Annotated in this window: 19 protein-coding genes; 13 read left to right on the forward strand and 6 right to left on the reverse strand. The window is 67.7% G+C overall.

What is annotated here, in order from left to right; translation table 11 throughout:
* Window positions 1-12 precede the first annotated feature (12 nt).
* From ACOZHM_RS18730 to ACOZHM_RS18740, 3 genes are all read left to right on the forward strand, one after another.
* The gene (locus ACOZHM_RS18730; RefSeq protein WP_421570805.1) at window positions 13-1,254 is read left to right on the forward strand and encodes a lipoprotein-releasing ABC transporter permease subunit; all 1,242 of its coding nucleotides are present in this window, start codon (window positions 13-15) and stop codon (window positions 1,252-1,254) included.
* On the forward strand, window positions 1,247-1,960 hold the full coding sequence (gene lolD, locus ACOZHM_RS18735; RefSeq protein WP_421570807.1) for a lipoprotein-releasing ABC transporter ATP-binding protein LolD: 714 nt from the start codon (window positions 1,247-1,249) through the stop codon (window positions 1,958-1,960). The genes ACOZHM_RS18730 and lolD overlap by 8 nt, the downstream gene beginning before the upstream one ends.
* Window positions 1,961-2,046: 86 nt before the next feature.
* On the forward strand, window positions 2,047-2,505 hold the full coding sequence (locus ACOZHM_RS18740; protein ID WP_421570808.1) for a DUF6491 family protein: 459 nt from the start codon (window positions 2,047-2,049) through the stop codon (window positions 2,503-2,505).
* A gap of 18 nt (window positions 2,506-2,523) precedes the next feature.
* Here the strand turns inward: ACOZHM_RS18740 and ACOZHM_RS18745 are convergent, their stop codons facing one another.
* The 3 genes from ACOZHM_RS18745 to ftsY form a co-directional block, all read right to left on the reverse strand.
* The gene (locus tag ACOZHM_RS18745) at window positions 2,524-2,793 is read right to left on the reverse strand and encodes an oxidative damage protection protein (RefSeq protein ID WP_421570809.1); all 270 of its coding nucleotides are present in this window, start codon (window positions 2,791-2,793) and stop codon (window positions 2,524-2,526) included.
* 4 nt (window positions 2,794-2,797) lie between these two features.
* Window positions 2,798-3,940 carry an A/G-specific adenine glycosylase gene (gene mutY / locus ACOZHM_RS18750; RefSeq protein ID WP_421570810.1) on the reverse strand — a complete coding sequence of 381 codons (1,143 nt, stop codon included), beginning with the start codon at window positions 3,938-3,940 and terminating at the stop codon, window positions 2,798-2,800.
* Between the two features lie 135 nt (window positions 3,941-4,075).
* Complete coding sequence (gene ftsY / locus ACOZHM_RS18755) at window positions 4,076-5,371, reverse strand: signal recognition particle-docking protein FtsY (RefSeq protein ID WP_421570811.1); 1,296 nt, start codon at window positions 5,369-5,371, stop codon at window positions 4,076-4,078.
* 139 nt (window positions 5,372-5,510) lie between these two features.
* Here ftsY and ACOZHM_RS18760 point away from each other — a divergent pair, with 139 nt between their 5' ends.
* On the forward strand, window positions 5,511-5,810 hold the full coding sequence (locus tag ACOZHM_RS18760; RefSeq protein ID WP_421570812.1) for a hypothetical protein: 300 nt from the start codon (window positions 5,511-5,513) through the stop codon (window positions 5,808-5,810).
* Between the two features lie 74 nt (window positions 5,811-5,884).
* Here the strand turns inward: ACOZHM_RS18760 and htpG are convergent, their stop codons facing one another.
* Window positions 5,885-7,795 (reverse strand): molecular chaperone HtpG, encoded by a 1,911-nt coding sequence (htpG, locus tag ACOZHM_RS18765; protein WP_421570813.1) that lies wholly within the window; start codon window positions 7,793-7,795, stop codon window positions 5,885-5,887.
* A 112-nt stretch (window positions 7,796-7,907) separates the two neighbouring features.
* On the opposite strand from htpG, the gene rsmD reads away from it, so the two are divergent.
* From rsmD to ACOZHM_RS18795, 6 genes are all read left to right on the forward strand, one after another.
* Entirely contained in the window at window positions 7,908-8,513 is a 606-nt protein-coding gene (gene rsmD, locus ACOZHM_RS18770) for a 16S rRNA (guanine(966)-N(2))-methyltransferase RsmD (RefSeq protein ID WP_421570814.1), read from the forward strand.
* A gap of 7 nt (window positions 8,514-8,520) precedes the next feature.
* The gene (gene coaD / locus ACOZHM_RS18775; RefSeq protein WP_421570815.1) at window positions 8,521-9,030 is read left to right on the forward strand and encodes a pantetheine-phosphate adenylyltransferase; all 510 of its coding nucleotides are present in this window, start codon (window positions 8,521-8,523) and stop codon (window positions 9,028-9,030) included.
* Between the two features lie 49 nt (window positions 9,031-9,079).
* Window positions 9,080-9,571, forward strand: coding sequence for a hypothetical protein (locus ACOZHM_RS18780; RefSeq protein WP_421570816.1), 492 nt, complete (start codon window positions 9,080-9,082; stop codon window positions 9,569-9,571).
* A 126-nt stretch (window positions 9,572-9,697) separates the two neighbouring features.
* A complete protein-coding gene (locus ACOZHM_RS18785; protein ID WP_145477948.1) occupies window positions 9,698-9,979 on the forward strand; it encodes a YfhL family 4Fe-4S dicluster ferredoxin in 282 nt (93 codons plus the stop codon).
* Entirely contained in the window at window positions 9,976-11,712 is a 1,737-nt protein-coding gene (gene ggt / locus ACOZHM_RS18790; RefSeq protein WP_421570817.1) for a gamma-glutamyltransferase, read from the forward strand. Before ACOZHM_RS18785 ends, ggt begins: the two co-directional genes overlap by 4 nt.
* Before the next feature lie 555 nt (window positions 11,713-12,267).
* Entirely contained in the window at window positions 12,268-13,155 is an 888-nt protein-coding gene (locus ACOZHM_RS18795; RefSeq protein WP_421570818.1) for an MBL fold metallo-hydrolase, read from the forward strand.
* A gap of 135 nt (window positions 13,156-13,290) precedes the next feature.
* Here the strand turns inward: ACOZHM_RS18795 and ACOZHM_RS18800 are convergent, their stop codons facing one another.
* On the reverse strand, window positions 13,291-13,575 hold the full coding sequence (locus ACOZHM_RS18800) for a PsiF family protein (protein ID WP_421570819.1): 285 nt from the start codon (window positions 13,573-13,575) through the stop codon (window positions 13,291-13,293).
* A 74-nt stretch (window positions 13,576-13,649) separates the two neighbouring features.
* Complete coding sequence (gene upp / locus ACOZHM_RS18805; protein WP_313344076.1) at window positions 13,650-14,285, reverse strand: uracil phosphoribosyltransferase; 636 nt, start codon at window positions 14,283-14,285, stop codon at window positions 13,650-13,652.
* A 199-nt stretch (window positions 14,286-14,484) separates the two neighbouring features.
* On the opposite strand from upp, the gene ACOZHM_RS18810 reads away from it, so the two are divergent.
* The 3 genes from ACOZHM_RS18810 to ACOZHM_RS18820 are packed head-to-tail and all read left to right on the forward strand — an operon-like array spanning window position 14,485 to window position 19,480.
* Window positions 14,485-16,992 (forward strand): TonB-dependent receptor, encoded by a 2,508-nt coding sequence (locus ACOZHM_RS18810; protein ID WP_421570826.1) that lies wholly within the window; start codon window positions 14,485-14,487, stop codon window positions 16,990-16,992.
* On the forward strand, window positions 16,992-18,104 hold the full coding sequence (locus tag ACOZHM_RS18815; RefSeq protein ID WP_421570820.1) for a phytase: 1,113 nt from the start codon (window positions 16,992-16,994) through the stop codon (window positions 18,102-18,104). The genes ACOZHM_RS18810 and ACOZHM_RS18815 overlap by 1 nt, the downstream gene beginning before the upstream one ends.
* Complete coding sequence (locus ACOZHM_RS18820) at window positions 18,104-19,480, forward strand: metallophosphoesterase (protein ID WP_421570821.1); 1,377 nt, start codon at window positions 18,104-18,106, stop codon at window positions 19,478-19,480. The genes ACOZHM_RS18815 and ACOZHM_RS18820 overlap by 1 nt, the downstream gene beginning before the upstream one ends.
* Window positions 19,481-19,646: the final 166 nt, after the last annotated feature.

The following is a 19,646-nucleotide window of genomic DNA, read 5'->3' on the forward strand; positions in this document are numbered from 1 at the left end:
CGGCGTACCTGCATGTTCAAACCCATACCAGTCGCTATCGGCCTGCGCTACCTGCGGGCCAAACGCCGCAACGGCTTCATCTCCTTCATCTCCATGGCCTCGATCCTGGGCATCGCCCTGGGCGTGACCGTGCTGATCACCACCCTGGCGGTGATGAGCGGTTTCCAGAAGGAAATCCGCGACCGCCTGCTGCAGATGACCGCGCACACCACCATCACTACCGATGGCGCCCCGATGTCCAACTGGCAGCACGCCGTGGACGCGGCGCGCAAGGACCCGCGCGTCTCCGGTGCCGCGCCGTACATCGAGATCCAGGCCATGCTCAGCGGGCCTCGCGTGCAGGGTGCGATCGTGCAGGGCATCGACCCGGCGCTGGAACCGGCCGTGTCGGTGATCAACACCAAACTCAAGAAGGGCAGCTTCGACAGCCTCACCCCCGGCAGCTACAACCTGCTGGTGGGCAAGGAACTGGCGATCTGGCTGGGCGTGGACGTGGGCGACACCGTGCTGGTGACGCTGGCCGAAGTGCAGGGCACCCCGGTGGGTGCGATGCCGCGGCTGAAGCGCTTCACCGTGAGCGGCATCTTCGAGGCCGGGTACAACGAGATCGACCGTGGCGTGGCCTACGCCAACATGGCCGACCTCGAGCGCGTGCTGCGCATGGACGGCGTGACCGGCGTGCGCCTCAAGCTGCATGACATGGACAAGGCGCTGGATGTCGGCCTCGACCTGGCGCACACGCTGGGCGGTGGCTACCGGGTCAGCGACTGGACCCAGCAGAACGCCAATCTGTACCACTCGCTGCGCATGGAAAAAGTGGTGATGGGCATCCTGCTCTCGCTGATCATCGCCATGGGCGCGTTCAATCTGGTGTCCTCGCAGGTCATGCTGGTGACCGACAAGCAGGCCGACATCGCCATCCTGCGCACCCTGGGCCTCACCCCGGGCGGCGTCATGCAGGTATTCATGGTGCAGGGCTCGCTGATCGGCATCTTCGGCACCGTGCTGGGCGTGGTTGGCGGGATCACGCTGACCTTGAACCTGGAGCGCATCCTCGGCGCCATCGAGACGCTGTTCAACGTCAAGCTGCTGCCCGAAGACGTGTACTACATCACCGGCCTGCCCACCGACATGCAGACCCCGGACATCGTCATCATCACCGTGGTCGCACTGGTCATGAGCTTCCTCGCCACCCTGTATCCCGCGTGGCGTGCCGCCCGCACCCAGCCGGCGGAGGCCCTGCGCTATGAATGAGCCGATCAACCGTGGCGACGAAGTCGTACGCGCCCAGGGGCTGGCCAAGACGTACGCAGAAGGCCGCATGCAGACCCCGGTGTTCAACGGCCTGGACCTGAGCGTGGCGGCGGGCGAAACGGTGGCCATCATCGGTGCCTCCGGCGCCGGCAAGAGCACCCTGCTGCACCTGTTGGGTGGGCTGGACACGCCGACTGCCGGCGAGGTCTTTGTGGCCGGCCAGCGCATGTCCGCGCTGACCGACAGCCAGCGCGGACGGCTGCGCAACCGCGCGCTGGGCTTCGTCTACCAGTTCCACCACCTGCTGCCGGAATTCACCGCGTTGGAAAACGTGATGATGCCGGTGCTGCTGGGTGGGGAAGAGGTCGCCAGTGCGCGGACCCGTGCGCAGGCACTGCTGGAGTCGGTCGGGCTGGGGCACCGTCTGGAGCACAAGCCGGGCGAGCTCTCCGGCGGCGAGCGCCAGCGTGCCGCCGTGGCGCGTGCGCTGGTCAATCGCCCGGCCTGCGTGCTGGGCGACGAGCCGACCGGCAACCTGGACGACAAGACCGCCGCCACCGTGTTCGAGCTGATGCTGGAGCTCAACCGTGCGCACCACACCAGCCTGGTGCTGGTCACCCACGACCGCAGCCTGGCGCGCAAGCTGGACCGCGTGCTGGAGCTGCGCGAAGGGCGGCTGCACAGCCTGGCCAACAGCGAGGTCTGAGCTGGCAGCTGAACGGCCGCCCGCCCGTGCCTGCGGGCCGGCGGCGGCGGGTGCATGATCGGCGTGTCCACCACTGCGGAGGTGTCATGAAAACGCTTATCGCCGTCGTTGCAATGGGGCTGATGCTGGCCGGCTGCGCCACGGGCCGCCTGACCAGCGCCGAACGCCTGGAGCTGTACCGCGCCCACGCCGGCCCGCCGCAACCGTCCATGCGCTACTTCGGCTCGCTCAATGGCTGGACCGAACTGGGCGACAGCGCGCTGGCGGTATGGACCCGCCCCAGCGAGGCCTACCTGATTGAACTGCGTGGCCCCTGTTACGGGCTCAGCTACGCCACCGCGATCGGCCTGACCAGCCAGACGGGGCAGGTGTCATCGCGCTTCGACCGGGTGCTGATACGCGACCCGAACCGGGGCCCGACGGTGCCGTGTTTCATCGGCACGATCCGTCCGCTCGACGTCAAGGCGCTGCGCTCCTCGGAGCAGGAAATGCGCCAGGCGCAGGTGCAGGAACGCGAAGCAGGGCAGGCGCCGCCGGCGGAATGACGGGGCCTTCGGCCGCCATCAGGATTCCGGCACGAACCCGGCCGGCGCTTCGGCGCCGCCGCCGAACAGGTACTTCACCAGTTCTTCTTCCAGGAACGCGCGGTGCTTCGGGTCGCGCGGGGAGAGCCGGTTTTCGTTGATGAGCATGGTCTGGTGCGCCAGCCACTTGCTCCAGGCGCTCTTGCCGATGCCGTTGAAGATGCGCTGGCCCAGTTCGCCGGGATAGGGCACGAAATCCAGGCCCTCGGTGTCGCGTTGTTCGTACTGGCAGAAAATGGTGCGGGGCATGGGCTTACTCGACATCAGGTGAGGATAGTGCGCCACGCATTGTACGGCGCTTGGGCCGGGCGGGCGGCGCGCCGCTTTCCAGCAGCTTGCGGATCGGTGCGGGCAGGCCCAGTGCGGGCAGATCGGCGGCGGCCACCCAGCGCAGGGTGGGGTCGTCGTCACGGTGCAGGCCCTGCACGCGGCGCACCAGCACCTGCAGGTGCAGCCGGTAATGGCTGAACGTATGTTCCAACACCGGCAATGCCTCGGCGTCCTCCAGCGCGCCGTCGACGTGCGCATCGAACCAGTCCTGCAGCTCGGCACCGCTTTCCGCCTGCGGCAGCGTCCACAGCTGCGCCCAGATGCCGGTGTCCGGCCGCTTCTGCAGCAGGACGCGGCCCTGGCCATCGCGCAGCAGCAACGCCACGGCCTCGCGCTCGGGCAGCACCTTGGATGGCTTGGGGGTCGGCAACTGGTCGCTGCGGCCTTCTCGGCGCGCGACGCAGTCGTCCTGCAGCGGGCAGATCACGCAGGCCGGACGGCTGCGCGTGCAGACCGTGGCGCCCAGGTCCATCTGCGCCTGGGTGTAATCGGCCAGGCGGTTGGCCGGCACCTGCTGCACGTGTGCCTCGGCCAATGCCCACAGCACCTTCTCCACCGCCGGCAGACCGGGGAAGCCGTCGATGCCGTGGTAGCGGGTGAGCACGCGCTTGACGTTGCCGTCGAGGATCGCGAACCGGTCGTTCCAGGCCTGGCTGAGAATTGCACCGGCGGTGCTGCGGCCGATGCCTGGCAGCGCAATCAGGGCATCGACATCGCGCGGCAGGTCACCGCCATGCAGTTCGACGCAGCGTTGCGCGGCGGCATGCAGGTTGCGTGCGCGGGCGTAGTAGCCCAGGCCCGCCCACTGCGCCATCACCGCGTCGTTGCTGGCGGCGGCCAGGTCGGGGAGGGTGGGAAAAGCGGTCAGGAACTTCAGGAAGTACGGAATGACCGTCGCGACCTGGGTCTGCTGCAACATGATTTCCGACAGCCACACCCGGTACGGCGTGCGCGGATGCTGCCAGGGCAGGTCATGCCGACCGTGGCCGTCGAACCATGGCAACAGCCGTGCGACGAATGCGTCGTCGGTGGCTGGCGTGTTGCTGGCGGAAGGCTGGCGGGGCATGGGAGGTCCGCAGAAGGGTAGAGCCACCCCATGGGTGGCTGCGTCGGCAGCAGAATACGCGGGGCAGGTGGAGCAGCCACCCATGGGGTGGCTCTACCGGGCGCGCGCGGAGCGTACGCCCGCCGCGCCGTTCGATCAGCCGCCCAGCGCCTCGGGCAGCAATGCATCCACGAACGCTTCCGGGTCGAACACGCGCAGGTCTTCCGGGCGCTCGCCGATGCCGGCGAAGCGGATCGGAATGCCGAACTCGCGGGCCAGCGCGAACACCACGCCGCCCTTGGCGGTGCCATCGAGCTTGGTCACCACCAGGCCGGTCACGTTGACTGCGGCATGGAACTGGCGCAGCTGCGACAGCGCGTTCTGGCCGGTGGTGCCGTCGATGACCATCAGCACTTCGTGCGGCGCGCTGTCGTCGATCTTGCCGAGCACGCGGCGGATCTTGCCCAGCTCGTTCATCAGCCCGCCCTGGGTGTGCAGGCGGCCGGCGGTATCGGCGATCAGCACTTCGGTGCCGCGTGCCTTGCCGGCCTGCAGCGCATCGAACGCGACCGATGCCGCGTCGGCATTCTGGCCCTGCGCGACCACGGCCACGCCATTGCGCTCGCCCCAGGCCTGCAGCTGGGCCACGGCGGCGGCGCGGAAGGTATCGCCGGCGGCCAGCATCAGGCTGTGGCCGTCGTCCTTGAAGCGCTTGGCCAGCTTGCCGATGGTGGTGGTCTTGCCGACGCCGTTGACGCCAACGGTGAGGATCACGAAGGGTTTCGCGCTGCGGTCGATGACCAGCGGCTTGGACACCGGCTGCAGGATCGCGATCAGGTCGGCGCGCAGGGCCTTGAGCAGGGCATTGGCGTCGACGAACTCGCGGGCCTTCATGCGCTTGCGCAGGCCCTCCACCAGCACGGTGGTCGCGCCGACGCCGACGTCGGCGGTGATCAGCGCGGTTTCCAACTCATCCAGCAGGTCGTCGTCGAGCTTGGGGTTGCGCGAGAACAGGCCGCCGAAGCTGCGGGCGATGACGCTGTTGCGCAGCCGGTCGCGCCAGCCGGTCTTGCCGGCTGCAGCCGGTGCGGCTTCGTCGGCGGCGGCGGGCGAAGCCAGCGGCTGGGCCGCTTCCTGCACGATTTCGGTGGCGACCACGACCGGCGCGGGGGTATGCACCGGTGCGGAGGGCGACAGGGCGGCTTCGACGTGCGCGGTATGGGTCGGCGGGACGGCGGGCGTCGGCTGCAGGCCAACGGCCGGCGCGACCGCAGGGACCGTCGCTGCCGGGGGGGCAGAGGGTGCCGGCGCTGCTACCGGGGCAGCTTCCGGCTCGGCGGCAGGCGCAGCCGACGGGAACGCGGCGGCCAGCTCTTCAGCCGAGTAGTGCTGGGTCTTGGGCGCGTCCTGCGGAGCGTCCTGGGGCTTTTTGCGACGGAAGAAGCTGAGCATTGGATTCGGCGCTGAAATCAGGGGGATATGTTATCACCCGGGCCTGTGGGACCCGTGTGTGTACGCTTAAAGATCGAGCCGCCCCCGCCGCTAACGACAGTGGAGGGCCGCGCCATCACGGCCCAAGGCCAACATCACCATGGGCAACATCCAAGCCATCGCCGCCAGCGGCCTGCGCGCGGCCCAGCAGGGCGTACAGGTCGCCGCGCACAACGTGGCGAACCTGACCACCCTGGATGCGCAGCGGCTGCAGATGCAGCGGAGCAGCGCCGCCGACGGGGGCGTTCAGACCAGTGTGACGACGACCGATGAGGACCCGTCGGCGCCGCTGGCCGATCTGCTGGCCGCCCGCACCGACGTGCTGGCGTTCAAGGCCAACGCGGCCGTGATCCGCCGGGCCGACGACATGCTCGGCGCGCTGCTGGACGAAAAAGCCTGATCGGTTGCCCCGCACTACCAACGGTAGTGCGCTACCGCCAACGGTAGGTACCCACCGTTGGTGGGTACGCCGCCTCAGGCCGACAACTCCAGCAACAGCTTGTTGAGCCGGCGAACATACGCGGCCGGGTCCTTCAGCGTGTCGCCGGCGGCCAGCGCGGCCTGGTCGAACAGCACGCGGCTGAGGTCGCCGAAGCGGGCCGCGTCGGCTTCCTGGTCCAACTTGCCGATCAGCGGGTGGCCCGGGTTGAATTCGAACACCGGCTTGCTGTCGGGCACCTTCTGGCCGCTCGCCTCCAGGATCTGGCGCATCTGCAGGCCCAGGTCCTGCTCGCCGATGGCCAGGATCGCCGGTGAATCGGTCAGGCGGTGCGAGACGCGCACGTCGGCCACGTCATCGCCCAGCGCGGTCTTGAGGCGCTCGACCAGGCCCTGCTTCTCCTTCGCCGCTTCTTCCTGCGCCTGCTTGTCCTCGGCCGTTTCCAGCGCGCCCAGGTCCAGGTCGCCACGGGCGATGTCGACCAAGGTCTTGCCGTCGAACTCGGTCAGGTAGCCCATCAGCCACTCGTCGATGCGGTCGGTGAGCAGCAGCACTTCGATGCCCTTCTTGCGGAACACTTCCAGGTGCGGGCTGTCCTTGACCTGGGTATGGCTGTCGCCAGTCAGGACGTAGATCTTGTCCTGGCCCTCGATCATGCGGCCGATGTAATCGGCCAGCGACACGCTCTGCGCGCCGGTGGCGTCATGCGTGGAGGCGAAGCGCAGCAGGCCGGCGACCTTCTCGCGGTTGTTGTAGTCCTCGGCGGGGCCTTCCTTGAGCACCTGGCCGAACTGCGTCCAGAACCCGGCGTAGACCTCGGGCTTGTCGGTGGCCAGCTTCTCCAGCATGTCCAACGAGCGCTTGGTCAGCGCCGACTTCATCGAATCGATGACCGGGCCGGACTGCAGGATCTCGCGCGACACGTTCAGGGACAGGTCGTTGGAATCGACCACGCCCTTGATGAAACGCAGGTACAGCGGCAGGAACTGCTCGGCCTGGTCCATCACGAACACGCGCTGCACGTACAGCTTCAGGCCCTTGGGCGCGTCGCGGTGGTACAGGTCGAACGGCGCGTGGCCGGGCACGTACAGCAGCGAGGTGTACTCAAGCTTGCCTTCGACCTTGTTGTGGCTCCACGCCAGCGGGTCCTGGTGGTCGTGCGCGGCGTGCTTGTAGAACTCCTGGTACTCGGCGTCGGTGATCTCGCTGCGCGGGCGGGTCCACAGCGCGCTGGCGCGGTTGACGGTTTCCCACTCGACCTCGGCCGGGGCGTCTTCGCCGTGGTGTTCCTTGGCCATCTGGATCGGCAGGCCGATGTGGTCGGAGTACTTCTTGATGATGCCGCGCAGGCGCCAGCCATCGGCGAAGTCCTGCTGGTCGTCCTTGAGGTGCAGCACGATGCGGGTGCCGCGTTCGGCCTTGTCGATCGGCTCGACGTCGAACTCGCCTTCGCCGCGCGAGGACCAGTGCACGCCCTCGCTGGCCGGCAGGCCGGCGCGGCGGGAGTAGACGTCGACCTGGTCGGCGACGATGAACGCGCTGTAGAAGCCGACGCCGAACTGGCCGATCAGCTGCGAGTCCTTCTTCTGGTCGCCCGACAGCTGGCGCAGGAAGTCGCCGGTGCCGGACTTGGCGATGGTGCCCAGGTGGGCGATGGCCTCGTCACGGCTCATGCCGATGCCGTTGTCGTCGATGGTGAGGGTGTGCGCCTCGGGATCGAAGCTGACCCGGATGCGCAGATCCTGGCTCTGCCCGGCGTCGCCTTCCAACAAGGCCGGCTGGGTCAGCGCCTCGAAGCGGAGCTTGTCCGAGGCATCGGCCGCGTTGGAGATGAGCTCGCGAAGGAAGATTTCCTTGTTGGAGTACAGCGAGTGGATCATCAACTGCAGCATCTGCTTCACTTCGGTCTGGAAGCCCAGGGTCTGCTTTTGGGTCTGCTCGGTCATGCGGGGATGCTCCTCGAACGCGAAACGGTGGCGCGCACACGGCGCGGCGGCTGGCTCAAGGGGTAGGGGTGGCGGTTCCCGTTTTCAAGTCGGCGCCGGGTATCCTTCCCGCATGAAATCACGCTCTTCCGCATCGGCCCCGGTGGGCCAGGTCCGCATCATCGGCGGCAAATGGCGCAATACCAAGCTGCCGGTCCCGTTGTCGCCCGGGCTGCGCCCGAGCAGCGACCGGGTCCGCGAGACCCTGTTCAACTGGCTGATGCCGCGGTTGGGCGGGGCGCGGGTGCTGGACCTGTTCGCCGGCAGCGGCGCGCTGGGGCTGGAGGCGGTCTCGCGCGGCGCGGCGCAGGCAACCCTGGTGGAGCGCGACCCGGCCCTGGCCGGCCAGTTGCGTGACACCGTGGCCCGGCTGGGGGCGCAGGCCCAGATTGCCGTGGCCCAGGCCGACGCCCTGCAGTGGCTGAGGCAGCCCCCGGCGGGGCTGGCCGACATCGTATTTGTGGACCCGCCCTTCGCCGCTGGGCTGTGGGAGGACGTGCTGGCGGGGCTGGGGCCGCACCTGGCCGCCGACGCCTGGCTGTACCTGGAGTCGCCGGGCGAGCAGGGGCCGCGGGTCCCGGCGCCCTGGCTGCTGCACCGCGAGGGCGGGACCCGGGAGGTCCGTTTTGCCCTGTACCGGCGCGCCACTGCTACACTTTCACCAGATCACAACGCGTAGCTGCCGTATGACCGTGGCCAACCGCCGCATTGCCGTATACCCGGGCACCTTCGATCCCATCACCAACGGTCACATCGACCTGGTGAACCGGGCGGCGCCGTTGTTCGAGAAGCTGGTGGTCGGCGTAGCGCAGAGCCCGTCCAAGGGGCCTTCGCTGCCGCTGGAGCTGCGGGTGTCGCTGGCGCGCGATGCGCTGGCCCACCACCGCAACGTGGAAGTGCGTGGCTTCGACACCCTGCTGGCGCATTTCGTGCGCTCCGAGCAGGGCGGCGTGCTGCTGCGCGGGCTGCGCGCGGTCTCCGATTTCGAGTATGAATTCCAGATGGCGAGCATGAACCGCCACCTGATCCCGGAGGTCGAGACGCTGTTCCTGACCCCGGCCGAGCAGCACAGCTTCATTTCGTCTTCGCTGGTCCGCGAGATCGCCCGCCTGGGCGGCGACGTGTCGGGCTTCGTGCCGTCGTCGGTGCTCGATGCGCTGCGCAAGGTGCGTGAGGCGAAGTCGGGCCAGTCGTAACATCCGTTCACACCATTCAAGCCAAGCATTACCAAGAGGGAGGAAACCCATGAACAACACCATGCGTGCCATGTTGATCGCGTCGTTCGCGCTGGCCTTCACCGCCTGCAAGAAGGAAGAGGCCGCTCCGGCTGCCGAAGCCCAGCAGGCGCTGGTCGCCCCGTCCAAGGACGACGATGCGGGCTGGAAGAAGTACCTGCAGGCCGTGGCCGTGCAGAACATGGGCAACATCACCAACAGCCCGTTCCTGTACTACCTCTCCCCGGAATCCGACCCGGAGTTCCAGGCCAAGTACGAGCGTCAGGTTGAAAGCGCCACCAATGCCGTCGCCCGTGGCGTGCAGCCGGGCAACATGCTGGCCTTCGGTTCGTCGGCGTCGGGCAAGATGGCCGACATGATCCAGGCCGTGTTCAAGGACGTGTCCGCCGACTCGATGAAGGGCGTGCGCGTGGTGTTCATCGGCCAGGCGGCCGACAACGCCCGCGTGCAGTCGATCATCCAGCCGACCGGCGCCGAGTACATCTTCGTCGAAGCCAAGTAAGCCGTGCCATGGCGGCCGCGCGCTCGCGCGCGGCCCGGGTGGCGTCCACCAGGGCGCCGCCGTTGACCGGCCCGCGCGCATGCGCAGGCCGGTTTTCCTCTGCCGGCACTGGCGTGGAGTAACGCCATGTCGCTGAAAATCAATGAGCTCTGCGTCAACTGCGACGTATGCGAGCCCGCCTGTCCCAATCAGGCCATCTCGATGGGTGAAACCATCTACGTGATCGACCCTGCACGCTGCACCGAATGCGTGGGGCATTTCGACGAACCGCAGTGCGTGGTCGTCTGCCCGGTGGAATGCATCGATCCCGATCCGGACATTCCGGAAACCCAGGAAGCGCTGCTGGCCAAGCTGCATGGGCTCCAGCGCGATCATCCCGAACTCTATGCGGAGTCTGCGCCCGAATGAAAACCCCCTCCCGTCGCTGGTTGCTGCTGGTCCTGTTGTGGTCGCCGGCCCTGTGGGCCGCTGCACCGTCCTCGGCCCCGCTGGCCACCCATCCCGAGGGCGCGGCCGTTGCCAGCGGTCACCACCTGGCCACCGAGGCCGGCATGGAGATCCTGGCCAAGGGCGGCAACGCCTTCGATGCGGCAGTGGCGGTGTCGTCCACGCTGGCGGTGGTCGAGCCGATCAGTTCGGGCCTGGGCGGCGGCGGCTTCTTCCTGCTGCACGACGCGACCACCGGCAAGGACGTAATGCTGGACGCGCGCGAGACCGCGCCGGCAGCGGCCACGCCCGAGGCGTTCCTGGACAAGAAGGGCGAGCTGGACCGCGACCGTTCGGTGAACGGCCCGTGGTCGGCCGGTATTCCGGGTCTGCCGGCGGCGCTGGTGGAGCTGTCGGCCAAGCACGGCAAGCTGCCGTTGCAGGATTCGCTGGCGCCGGCGATCCGCATCGCGCGCGACGGTTTCCCGGTGTATGCGCGCATGGCCAAGGGCTATGCCTCGCGCCGTGAAGTGATGGAGCGTTACCCGGGAACGCGCGAAGTTTACCTGCGCAACGGCAAGCCGATCGCCGAAGGCGACGTGTTCAAGCAGCCGGAACTGGCCGCCACCCTGGAACGACTGGGTGCGCAGGGCTTCGATGGCTTCTACCGTGGCCAGACCGGCAAGCTGCTGCTGGCCGGCGTGAAGCAGGCCGGTGGTCGCTGGACCGCCGAGGAACTGGCCGGCTACCGCGTGAAGCAGCGCGAGCCGATCGTGTTCAATTACCGCGACTGGAAGATCACCACGGCCTCGCCGCCGTCGTCGGGCGGTATCGCGCTTGCTTCGATGTTGCAGATCCTGGAAGGCTGGGACCTGAAGGCAATGGACCCGGCCCACCGCACCCACCTGGTGGTGGAGTCGATGCGTCGCGCCTTCCGTGACCGCACGTTCTTCCTGGGCGATCCGGACTTCGTGCAGATTCCGCAGAAGGTGCTGACCAGCCGCGATTACGCGCAGGGTCTGCGCGCGACCATCCACCCGGAGAAGGCCACCCCCAGCGACCTGCTGTCGGGCAACCCGACCCCGCTGGAAGACGACGAGACCACCCACTTCTCGATCATCGACGCACAGGGCAACCGCGTCGGTGCGACGCAGACGGTGAACCTGCTGTACGGGTCGGGCCTGATTCCGTCGGGTACCGGGGTGCTGCTCAACAACGAGATGGACGACTTCGCGCTGAAGCCGGGCACGCCCAACGCGTTCGGCGTGATGGGTTACGCGGCCAACGCACCGAAGCCGGGCAAGCGCATGCTCAGTTCGATGACGCCCACCTTCATGGAGTCGAAGGACAAGGTGGTGGTGCTGGGCACGCCGGGCGGCAGCCGCATCATCACGATGGTGCTGCTGGGTGTGCTGGGCTACGACGATGGCCTGACCGCGCAGCAGGTTGCCGCGTTGCCGCGCTTCCACCACCAGTGGCTGCCGGACGTGATCGAGGCCGAATCCGGTGCGTTCGACGCGGCCACCATCAAGCAGCTGCAGGCGATGGGCCATAAGATCGACCTGCCCGGCGACAGCGCCGAAGGCGGGCGCGGCTCCAGCCACGTGTGGGGCAACCTGCAGACGGTGGAGTGGAACCGTCGCAGCAACGTCCTCAGCGTCGGCAGCGATCCGCGCAATCCGGTAGGCAGCGGCGCGATTTCCAAGGTGCATTGATGTCGAGCCGGCCTTCGGCTGGCTCTCTTGGATTGCATGCGATGGCCGGGTGCCGGGCTGCGCCCGCCTTCATGCATTTGGGCGAACAGCCCTGGTTTGCCCGGTTCCTCTGGTTAGGGCCGTCGGGTGCGGGTCTGCGGGGGACGCTGCAAGTACGTCCATGTAAGCTCAGTCGCCGCATCCATGCGGCTCATGCCCCCGCAAACCCACCCCCGCCGACCCTTCGACAGGGTGCCGGTGGCCAATGGAAACGCGTAGAGCGACGCCCTGCGTGGCTGCTCTTTCTCACCGCATAGCAGCCATGTATGGGGGCGGCCGGCAGGTAGCCCCCGGAGGGACGCTAGAAAACATGGATGTTTTCTAGCAGCCCCCAAGGATGGGTTCACGGCGTGTCCCGGAGCGGGGCTGCCTGCCGGCCGCCCCCGCCCGTACGAAAGAGACGCCGATTCGCTTTCGGCTTTCGGCTTTCGGCTTTTGGCTCTTGGCTCTTTAGCTCGGGTTTGGCTTCGACTGCGGATAGCGATTTATTAACGGTGTCCGCCGGATAATTTACGGATGAAACTATGGTCCATCCGCGGTAACTCACAGAAGCTTGATGGCGGCGCGATGTTCGGCAATGCGCCGCGTGCGGTCTGGGAAAAATGGGCGGCACCCGACGATCTCAACCGGATCGAACTGGCCTGCCGTGCGCTGTTGGCGAGCCCGCTCGCGGGCAAGACGGTGCTGTTCGAAACCGGCATCGGTGCGTTCTTCGAACCGAAGCTGCGCGACCGTTACGGCGTGCAGGAACCCAGCCACGTGCTGATCGAGTCGCTGCGCGAGGCGGGGTTCGAGCACGAGGACATCGATGTGGTGGTGCTCAGCCACCTGCACTTCGACCATGCGGGCGGGTTGTTGGCGCCGTGGAGTGAAGGCCGCGAACCGGAACTGCTGTTCCCGAATGCCACGTTCCTGGTGGGTGCCGAACACTGGGAGCGCGCGCTGCATCCGCACCCGCGCGACCGCGCCAGCTTCATTCCCGAGCTGCCGCAGCTGCTGCGCGACAGCGGCCGCCTGGAAATCGTGCAGGGGCCGTATTCGCGCACGCTCGGCGAGAGCGTGCGTTTCAGCTTCAGCGACGGGCATACGCCGGGCCTGATGCTGGCCGAGATCATCGGTCCCGAACAGATGGACGGGCAGCCGCGGGGCGGGGTGGTGTTCTGCGCCGACCTGATTCCCGGCCGCTCCTGGGTGCACGTGCCGATCACCATGGGCTACGACCGCAATGCCGAGCTGTTGATTGACGAGAAGCGCAGCTTCCTCGAAGACAAACTGGCGCGCAACGTGCACCTGTTCTTTACCCACGACCCCGAGTGCGCGCTGGCCCAGGTCACCCGCGACGAGAAGGGCCGGTTCGGCACCGCCCACGAGCAGGGCGAGTTGAAAGCAAGGGCGTTGGCGTAAGCCAACGCCCTTGCGGGTAGCGCCGACTGTTAGTCGGCGACCGCGCGCAGCGCGGCGCAAGGCTCCGAATGCGATCCGGTGTCGGCGACGGCGACCCTTCCGGCGTTTAGACCTTCCGGAGTCGCCTCCAAGGCCTCAAGGCGCCTTCAAACAGCTGCTCATGAAGGTCTTGCGCGCATCACCGCTCAGCTTTTTGGTCGCCGCATCGGCATTGCAGTGCGTCATGCGCTCCTGCGGCGTGGTCGCCACGGTCGCGGTGCCGCTCAGGCACGCCTTCTGCGCCGCCTTGTACTCATCGCCCTTCTTGCCCTTGTTCTTGGTGGAACAATCGGCCATGCGCTGCTGCTGCGGGGTGGCGGCATGGGCAAGAATGGGGCTGCCCAGCACTACCAGGCAAACCAACAGGCTGACGGTCTTCATGGCGCGACTCCCCACACAGTTGAGTGTGCGGGGAGCTTCTTCCCGGGCCCGTCCAGAGCGCGTGAACGCCCGGATCAACCGGCTACGCGGGTCCCGAAGATGCGGTCGCCGGCATCGCCCAGGCCCGGCAGGATGTAGCCCTTCTCGTTGAGCCGCGCATCGATCGCGGCCGTGAAGATCTCCACGTCCGGATGCACCGCCTGCACCGCGGCGATGCCTTCCGGCGCCGCCACCAGGAAGATGCCCTTGATCCGGCGCGCGCCGGCACGCTTGAGCATGTCGATGGTCGCGATCAGGGTGCCGCCGGTGGCCAGCATCGGGTCCAGGATCAGCGCGTCGCGCTCTTCCAGGCGGCCGGTCAGGCGCTCGAAGTAGGGCACCGGCTGCAGGGTCTCCTCGTCGCGCTGCAGGCCGACCACGCTGACCCGCGCCGCCGGAATCAGCGACAGCACGCCGCTGAGCATGCCCAGCCCGGCACGCAGGATCGGCACTACCGTGATCTTCGCGCCAGCAATGCGCTGCACCGTTACCGGCCCGGCCCAGCCGGCCATGGTGTGGGCCTCGGTGTCCAGGTCGGCGGTGGCCTCGTAGGCGAGCAGGCCGCCGAGCTCGTTGGCCAGCTCGCGGAAGTCCTTGGTGCTCAGGGACGCGTCGCGCATCAGGCCGATCTTGTGCTGCACCAGCGGGTGGCGGACTTCGACGATTTTCATGGGAATGCCAACAAAACGGGGAGGGCACCATTTTGCCGCACCCGCGCTGTACCCGACCAGAGGCAGGTTTCGGCGGTCCGCATCACCACCGGTGTCATGCCCATGCAACCTCTCGGACATACCGTGCTGACCCAACCTTTACACCGTTGGGGATGCTGTGCAGAAGAAATCGACTTTGGGACTCGCCATCAGCGTGTCGTTGCTGATCCTGTCCACCGCGCCTGCCGTGGCCGCCGCGAGCGGGGAACTCGCCGGCGCTGCGGCAGCCACCGAGCTGGACCGCGTTGAAGTGCGTCCGCAGCTGGAATCGCAGACGCGTGCGGTCGACCTCAAGCGCAGCAGCGACGCCATCCAGGACGCCGTGTCATCCGACGCCATGGGCGTGTACCCGGACAAGAACGTGGCCGAGTCGCTGCAGCGCCTGCCCGGCGTGAGCGTTACCCGTGACCAGGGCGAGGGCCGCTTCGTGGTCGTGCGTGGCCTGGACGCCAACCTCAATAGCGTCAGCGTGGACGGCATCGCCATCGGCACCCCGGAAGACTCCAGCCGCGCCGCGCCGCTGGACGTGATTCCGTCCGATTCCACCGAGCGCCTGCGCGTGGTCAAGTCGCCCACCCCGGACATGCCGGGCGACGCCATCGGCGGCGCGATCCTGGTCGAGTCCGCCTCGGCGTTTGATCGCGATGGGCGCAGCCTGCGCGGCAAGATCGAGGCCAGCCACCAGCAGCTGTCCGGGCACACCAGCCCCAAGGCAGCCTTCAATTACAGCGAAGTGTTCGCCGATACCTTCGGCGTGGCATTGGGCGTGAACTACCAGAACCGCAAGTTCGAGTCTGACAACACCGAAGTGGAGTACGGCGAGTTCGACGGCGGCGCCGAAGACGACCTGTTCGCCAACAGCCTGCAGCAGCGCAAGTACGAGATCGAGCGCAAGCGCGTCGGTGCCAACCTGAACTTCGACTGGCGCCCCAACGAGGACAGCCAGTACTACCTGCGCACCCTGTACAGCCAGTTCGACGACGCCGAAACGCGCCAGCGCACGATCTTCAACTTCGGCGACGGCGAGGTCACCGCGCTCGGCGGCAACCAGTACCGCGTCGACGACCTGCCTGCCGATGCCATCCAGAAGCGCATGCGCTACCGCACCAAGAAGGAAAACACCTTCGCGGCCAGCCTGGGCGGCGAGAACCGCCTGACCAACGCGGTACTCGACTACAAGATCGGTTACACCCGCACCGAAGAACGCGTCAACGACGAGATGGAAGCGCGCTTCGAGTACAACGGCGACGACCTGGCCGCCACCGTCAACCAGAACACCGGCATCCCGCGCTACACCCTCAGCGATGCCAGCTGGATGGACAACGGCAACTACGACTTCGACCGTTTCGTGATCTCGCCCAAGCGGGTGGATGACAAGGAACACAGCGCGCAGGTCAACATCCGCTTCGACGGCGACACCAGCAGCTACAAGTTCGGCCTGCTCGGCCGCTGGCGCGACCGCGATGTGGATACGGACGAGCGTGAACTGCGCGTCGGTCCGGACGTGGCGCTGTCCGACTGGACCGCCTCCACCCCGGATCACCGTGGCGGCACGCTCGGCCAGGGCATGAGCTCGGACGCCATGCGCCGCTATTGGGCCCAGTTCGGCAGCCAGTACAGCGCCCGTCCGCAGGACGTCGGCGGCAATGCGATTACCTCGCTGGAAGAGGACTACACCGCCAGCGAAGACATCTTCGCCACCTACGCCATGGGCACCTGGGACGTCGGCAGCCTGCGCATCATCGGCGGCGTGCGCGTCGAGAACACCCAGTTCCAGGCCACCGGCAACCGCGTGGATGTCGCCGCCAACGGCCGCAGCTACACGGTCACCCCGCTCAGCGCGGACCGCAGCTACACCAACGTGCTGCCTGGCCTGCACCTGCGTTACGACGCCGGCAGCGACTGGGTGCTGCGTGCGGCCGCCAACAAGACCGTCTCGCGCCCGTCGTTTGGCGACATCGCCCCGCGTATCGGTTACAACCGCGGCGATGAGGAAGTGCGGCTGGGCAACCCGGAACTGGATCCGTACGAATCCAAGAACCTGGACCTGTCCTTCGAGCGCTACATCGGCAGCACCGGCATCCTCTCGCTGGGTCTGTTCCACAAGTCCATCGACGGCTACATCGTCAACACCGTCAGTGACAGCGATCCGGAGTACCCGGGCTTCGAAGTCACGCGCGTGATCAATGGCGACAAGGCCAAGGTGTACGGCGCCGAATTCAACTGGCAGCAGCAGCTGAGCTTCCTGCCGGCGGGCTGGGACGGCCTGCTGGTCGGCGCCAGCGGCACCTGGCTGGAGACCGACTTCGACCCGGGTCTGGACGGCCGCGCCGAGGAGGACTTCACCCTGCCGCGTGCCTCCAAGCACGTGTACAGCGCCCACCTGGGCTACGAGAAGGCCGGCTTCAGCACCCGCATCGCGGCCGTGTACCGCAGCGAATACCTGGATACGCTGGGCGACAGCCGCGCCTACGACATCTTCGTGGCGCCCAACACCCAGCTCGATTTCAGCCTGGATTACAAGATCACCTCCAACGTGAGCGTGTACTTCGAAGCGCAGAACCTGCTCGACAAGCCGCTGGAGCTCTACCAGGGCGTGCGTTCGCGCACGCTGCAGAACGAAGAATACGGCCGCACCTATGCGCTCGGCCTGAAGGTGGCCCTGTGATGCGCGCACGCCCGGTCCTGGGCCTGCTTGCCCTGGCGGTACTGGCCGGTTGCAAGCCGGGCTCCACCCCCGAAGCCGCCGCGCCTGCCGTGGACGCTGCCGCCGCGACCACCGGCCGCAGCGTGGCGACTGTAGCGGAGACTTTCCAGACTCCGATGACCCCGGCCGACAACATCGACTCGCCGGCGAGCTGGACCACCCCGGAAGGCCAGGTGTGGCTGATCGCCACCGCCAAGGCCACCGACAAGCTGGTCGTGTATGACGGGCAGACCGGTGAGCACCTGCGCGACGTGGGCAGCACCGGCACCGCGCCGGGCCAGTTCATGCGGCCCAACGGCATCGCCGTGGTCGACGACCTGGTGCTGATCGTGGAGCGCGACGGTCACCGCGTGCAGGTGCTGCAGCTGCCGTCGTTCACGCCACTGGGCACGTTCGCCGCCGAGGACCTGCGCAAGCCGTACGGGCTGTGGGTCAACAAGCAGGCCGATGGCTACGACGTGTATGTGACCGACTCCTACGACGCCGGCGAAGACGCACAGGGCAACGACGTGCTGCCGCCGCTGGCCGAGCTGGACAAGCGCGTGCGCCGCTATGCGTTGCAGGTGCGCGATGGCAAGGCGCAGGCCACCCTCACCGCAAGCATCGGTGACACCAGCGAGGCAGGCGCCCTGCGCGTGGTCGAATCGATCTGGGGCGACCCGGCCAACGACCGTCTGTTGATCGCCGAAGAGGACGAGACCTACGCCAGCGAGTTCAAGGTGTACACGCTGGAAGGTAAGTTCACCGGCACCACCTTCGGCCGCGATGCCTTCAAGGCGCAGGCCGAGGGCGTGATGTTGCGCACCTGCGGCAAGGACGGCTGGTGGATCACCACCGAGCAGGGCAAGCAGCGCAGCGTGTTCCACCTGTTCGACCGTCACACGCTGAAGCATGTCGGCGCATTCCAGGGCAATACCGTGGCCAATACCGACGGCATCTGGATGACCGAGACCGCGTCGGCGCGTTTCCCGCATGGCGCGCTGTACGCCGTGCATGATGACCAGGGCGTGGTCGCGTTCGACTGGGCCAGTGTGGCCAAGCAATTGTCGTTGCCGTTGGAGTGTGAAAAGTGATGCGGGTGAAGACCTGTGCAGCGGCGCTGAGCGTGGCGCTGCTGCTGTGCAGCGGCCTGGCGGCTGCCGCCACGGCCACCGGGGCCGAACCGAATACCCAGGTGCCGGCGGGCAACCGCCACTACGCCGCCAACGGGTTCCCGGACCGCATCGTCGCCTCGCCGGCGCAGGACGCCGCGCGCGGCTTCGGCGTGGCCTGGCGGACCGACGCGACGGTCGACGCGCCGGTGCTCGAGTGGGTCGTGGCCGGCGATTCGCCCGACGTGGGCAAAGTGACGCGGGTGACCGCGACGACCACGCCGTTGCAGACCGAGCTGGGCGCCTCGCATCACCACCGCGTGGATGTGAGCGGCCTGGCACCGGACACGTTGTACCTGTGGCGAGTGCAGGGCAACGCGACCTGGAGTGCCTGGAACCAGCTGCGAACGGCCGGGCGCGCCGATCAGCCGCTCACCGTGCTGTACTTCGGCGACACCCAGAACAAGAACCTCAGCCACGTCTCGCGCGTCCTGCGCGCGGGCATCAAGGCCGCTCCCGACGCGCGGCTGACCCTGTTCGCCGGCGACCTGGTCAGCGGTGGCGATGGTGCGGACGACAGCGAGTGGGGCGAATGGTTCGCCGCCGCCGGCTGGCTGCCGCAGGAAACGGCGGTCGCCCCAGCCATCGGCAACCACGAGTACTTCGAGGAGTTCGAGGACACCCCACAGGAACGCCGCGTGCTGGGCAAGCACTGGCCGGTGACCTTCGCCTTGCCGCGTAACGGCAGCGAAGCGGCAGCCACCAGCACCTACTGGTTCGACTACCAGGGCGCACGGTTCGTGGTGCTGGATGGGACCTCGGCACTGGATCTGGGCACTGCCAAGGCGCAGGGGCAGTGGCTGGACAAGGTGCTGGCCGGCAACACGCAGCGCTGGACGATCGTGATGCTGCACCAGCCGTTCTATTCGCCGCGCGAAGGCCGCGAGAACGCCGAGCTGCGCGATGTGGTGCTGCCGGTGGTGCGCCGTCACAACGTCGACCTCGTGCTGCAGGGCCACGACCACACCTACGGCCGCCGTGGCGAAGGGCAGGGGGCCACGCCGCAGTACGTGGTGACCGTGGCCGGTCCGAAGCAATACCGCCTCTCCGACGAGGCGCGCGCGACCATGGCCCCGGTCGGTGAGGATACCCAGCTGTTCCAGGTGCTCACGATCGATCCACAGCACCTGCGGTACGAAGCACGGACCGTGACCGGTGGTCTGTACGACGGCTTCGAGTTGAACCGTGCGGCCGACGGCAGCAAGCGCAAGACCGAGCTGACCGAAGGCCGCATCGCGCCCCGCGACTGCACGCGCAGCCAGACCCTGAAGGGCCGCGCCGACCGTTGTTGGGAATGATGTACGCCGGGCAAAGCCCGGCGCTACGCTGTAGAGGCCGGGGGGGGCCCGGGGGTTGTTTTGGGGCCCCCAGCCCCCCCCCCCCCCCCCCCCCCCCCCCCCCCGGGGCCGGGGGGGGGGGGGGGGCAGCGGCGCCCCCCGGGCCCGGCCAGCCGGGCGTAACCCC

Origin of the sequence: Stenotrophomonas sp. PD6, assembly GCF_049199305.1 — a bacterium.
In the GTDB taxonomy this organism is placed as follows: Bacteria; Pseudomonadota; Gammaproteobacteria; order Xanthomonadales; family Xanthomonadaceae; genus Stenotrophomonas.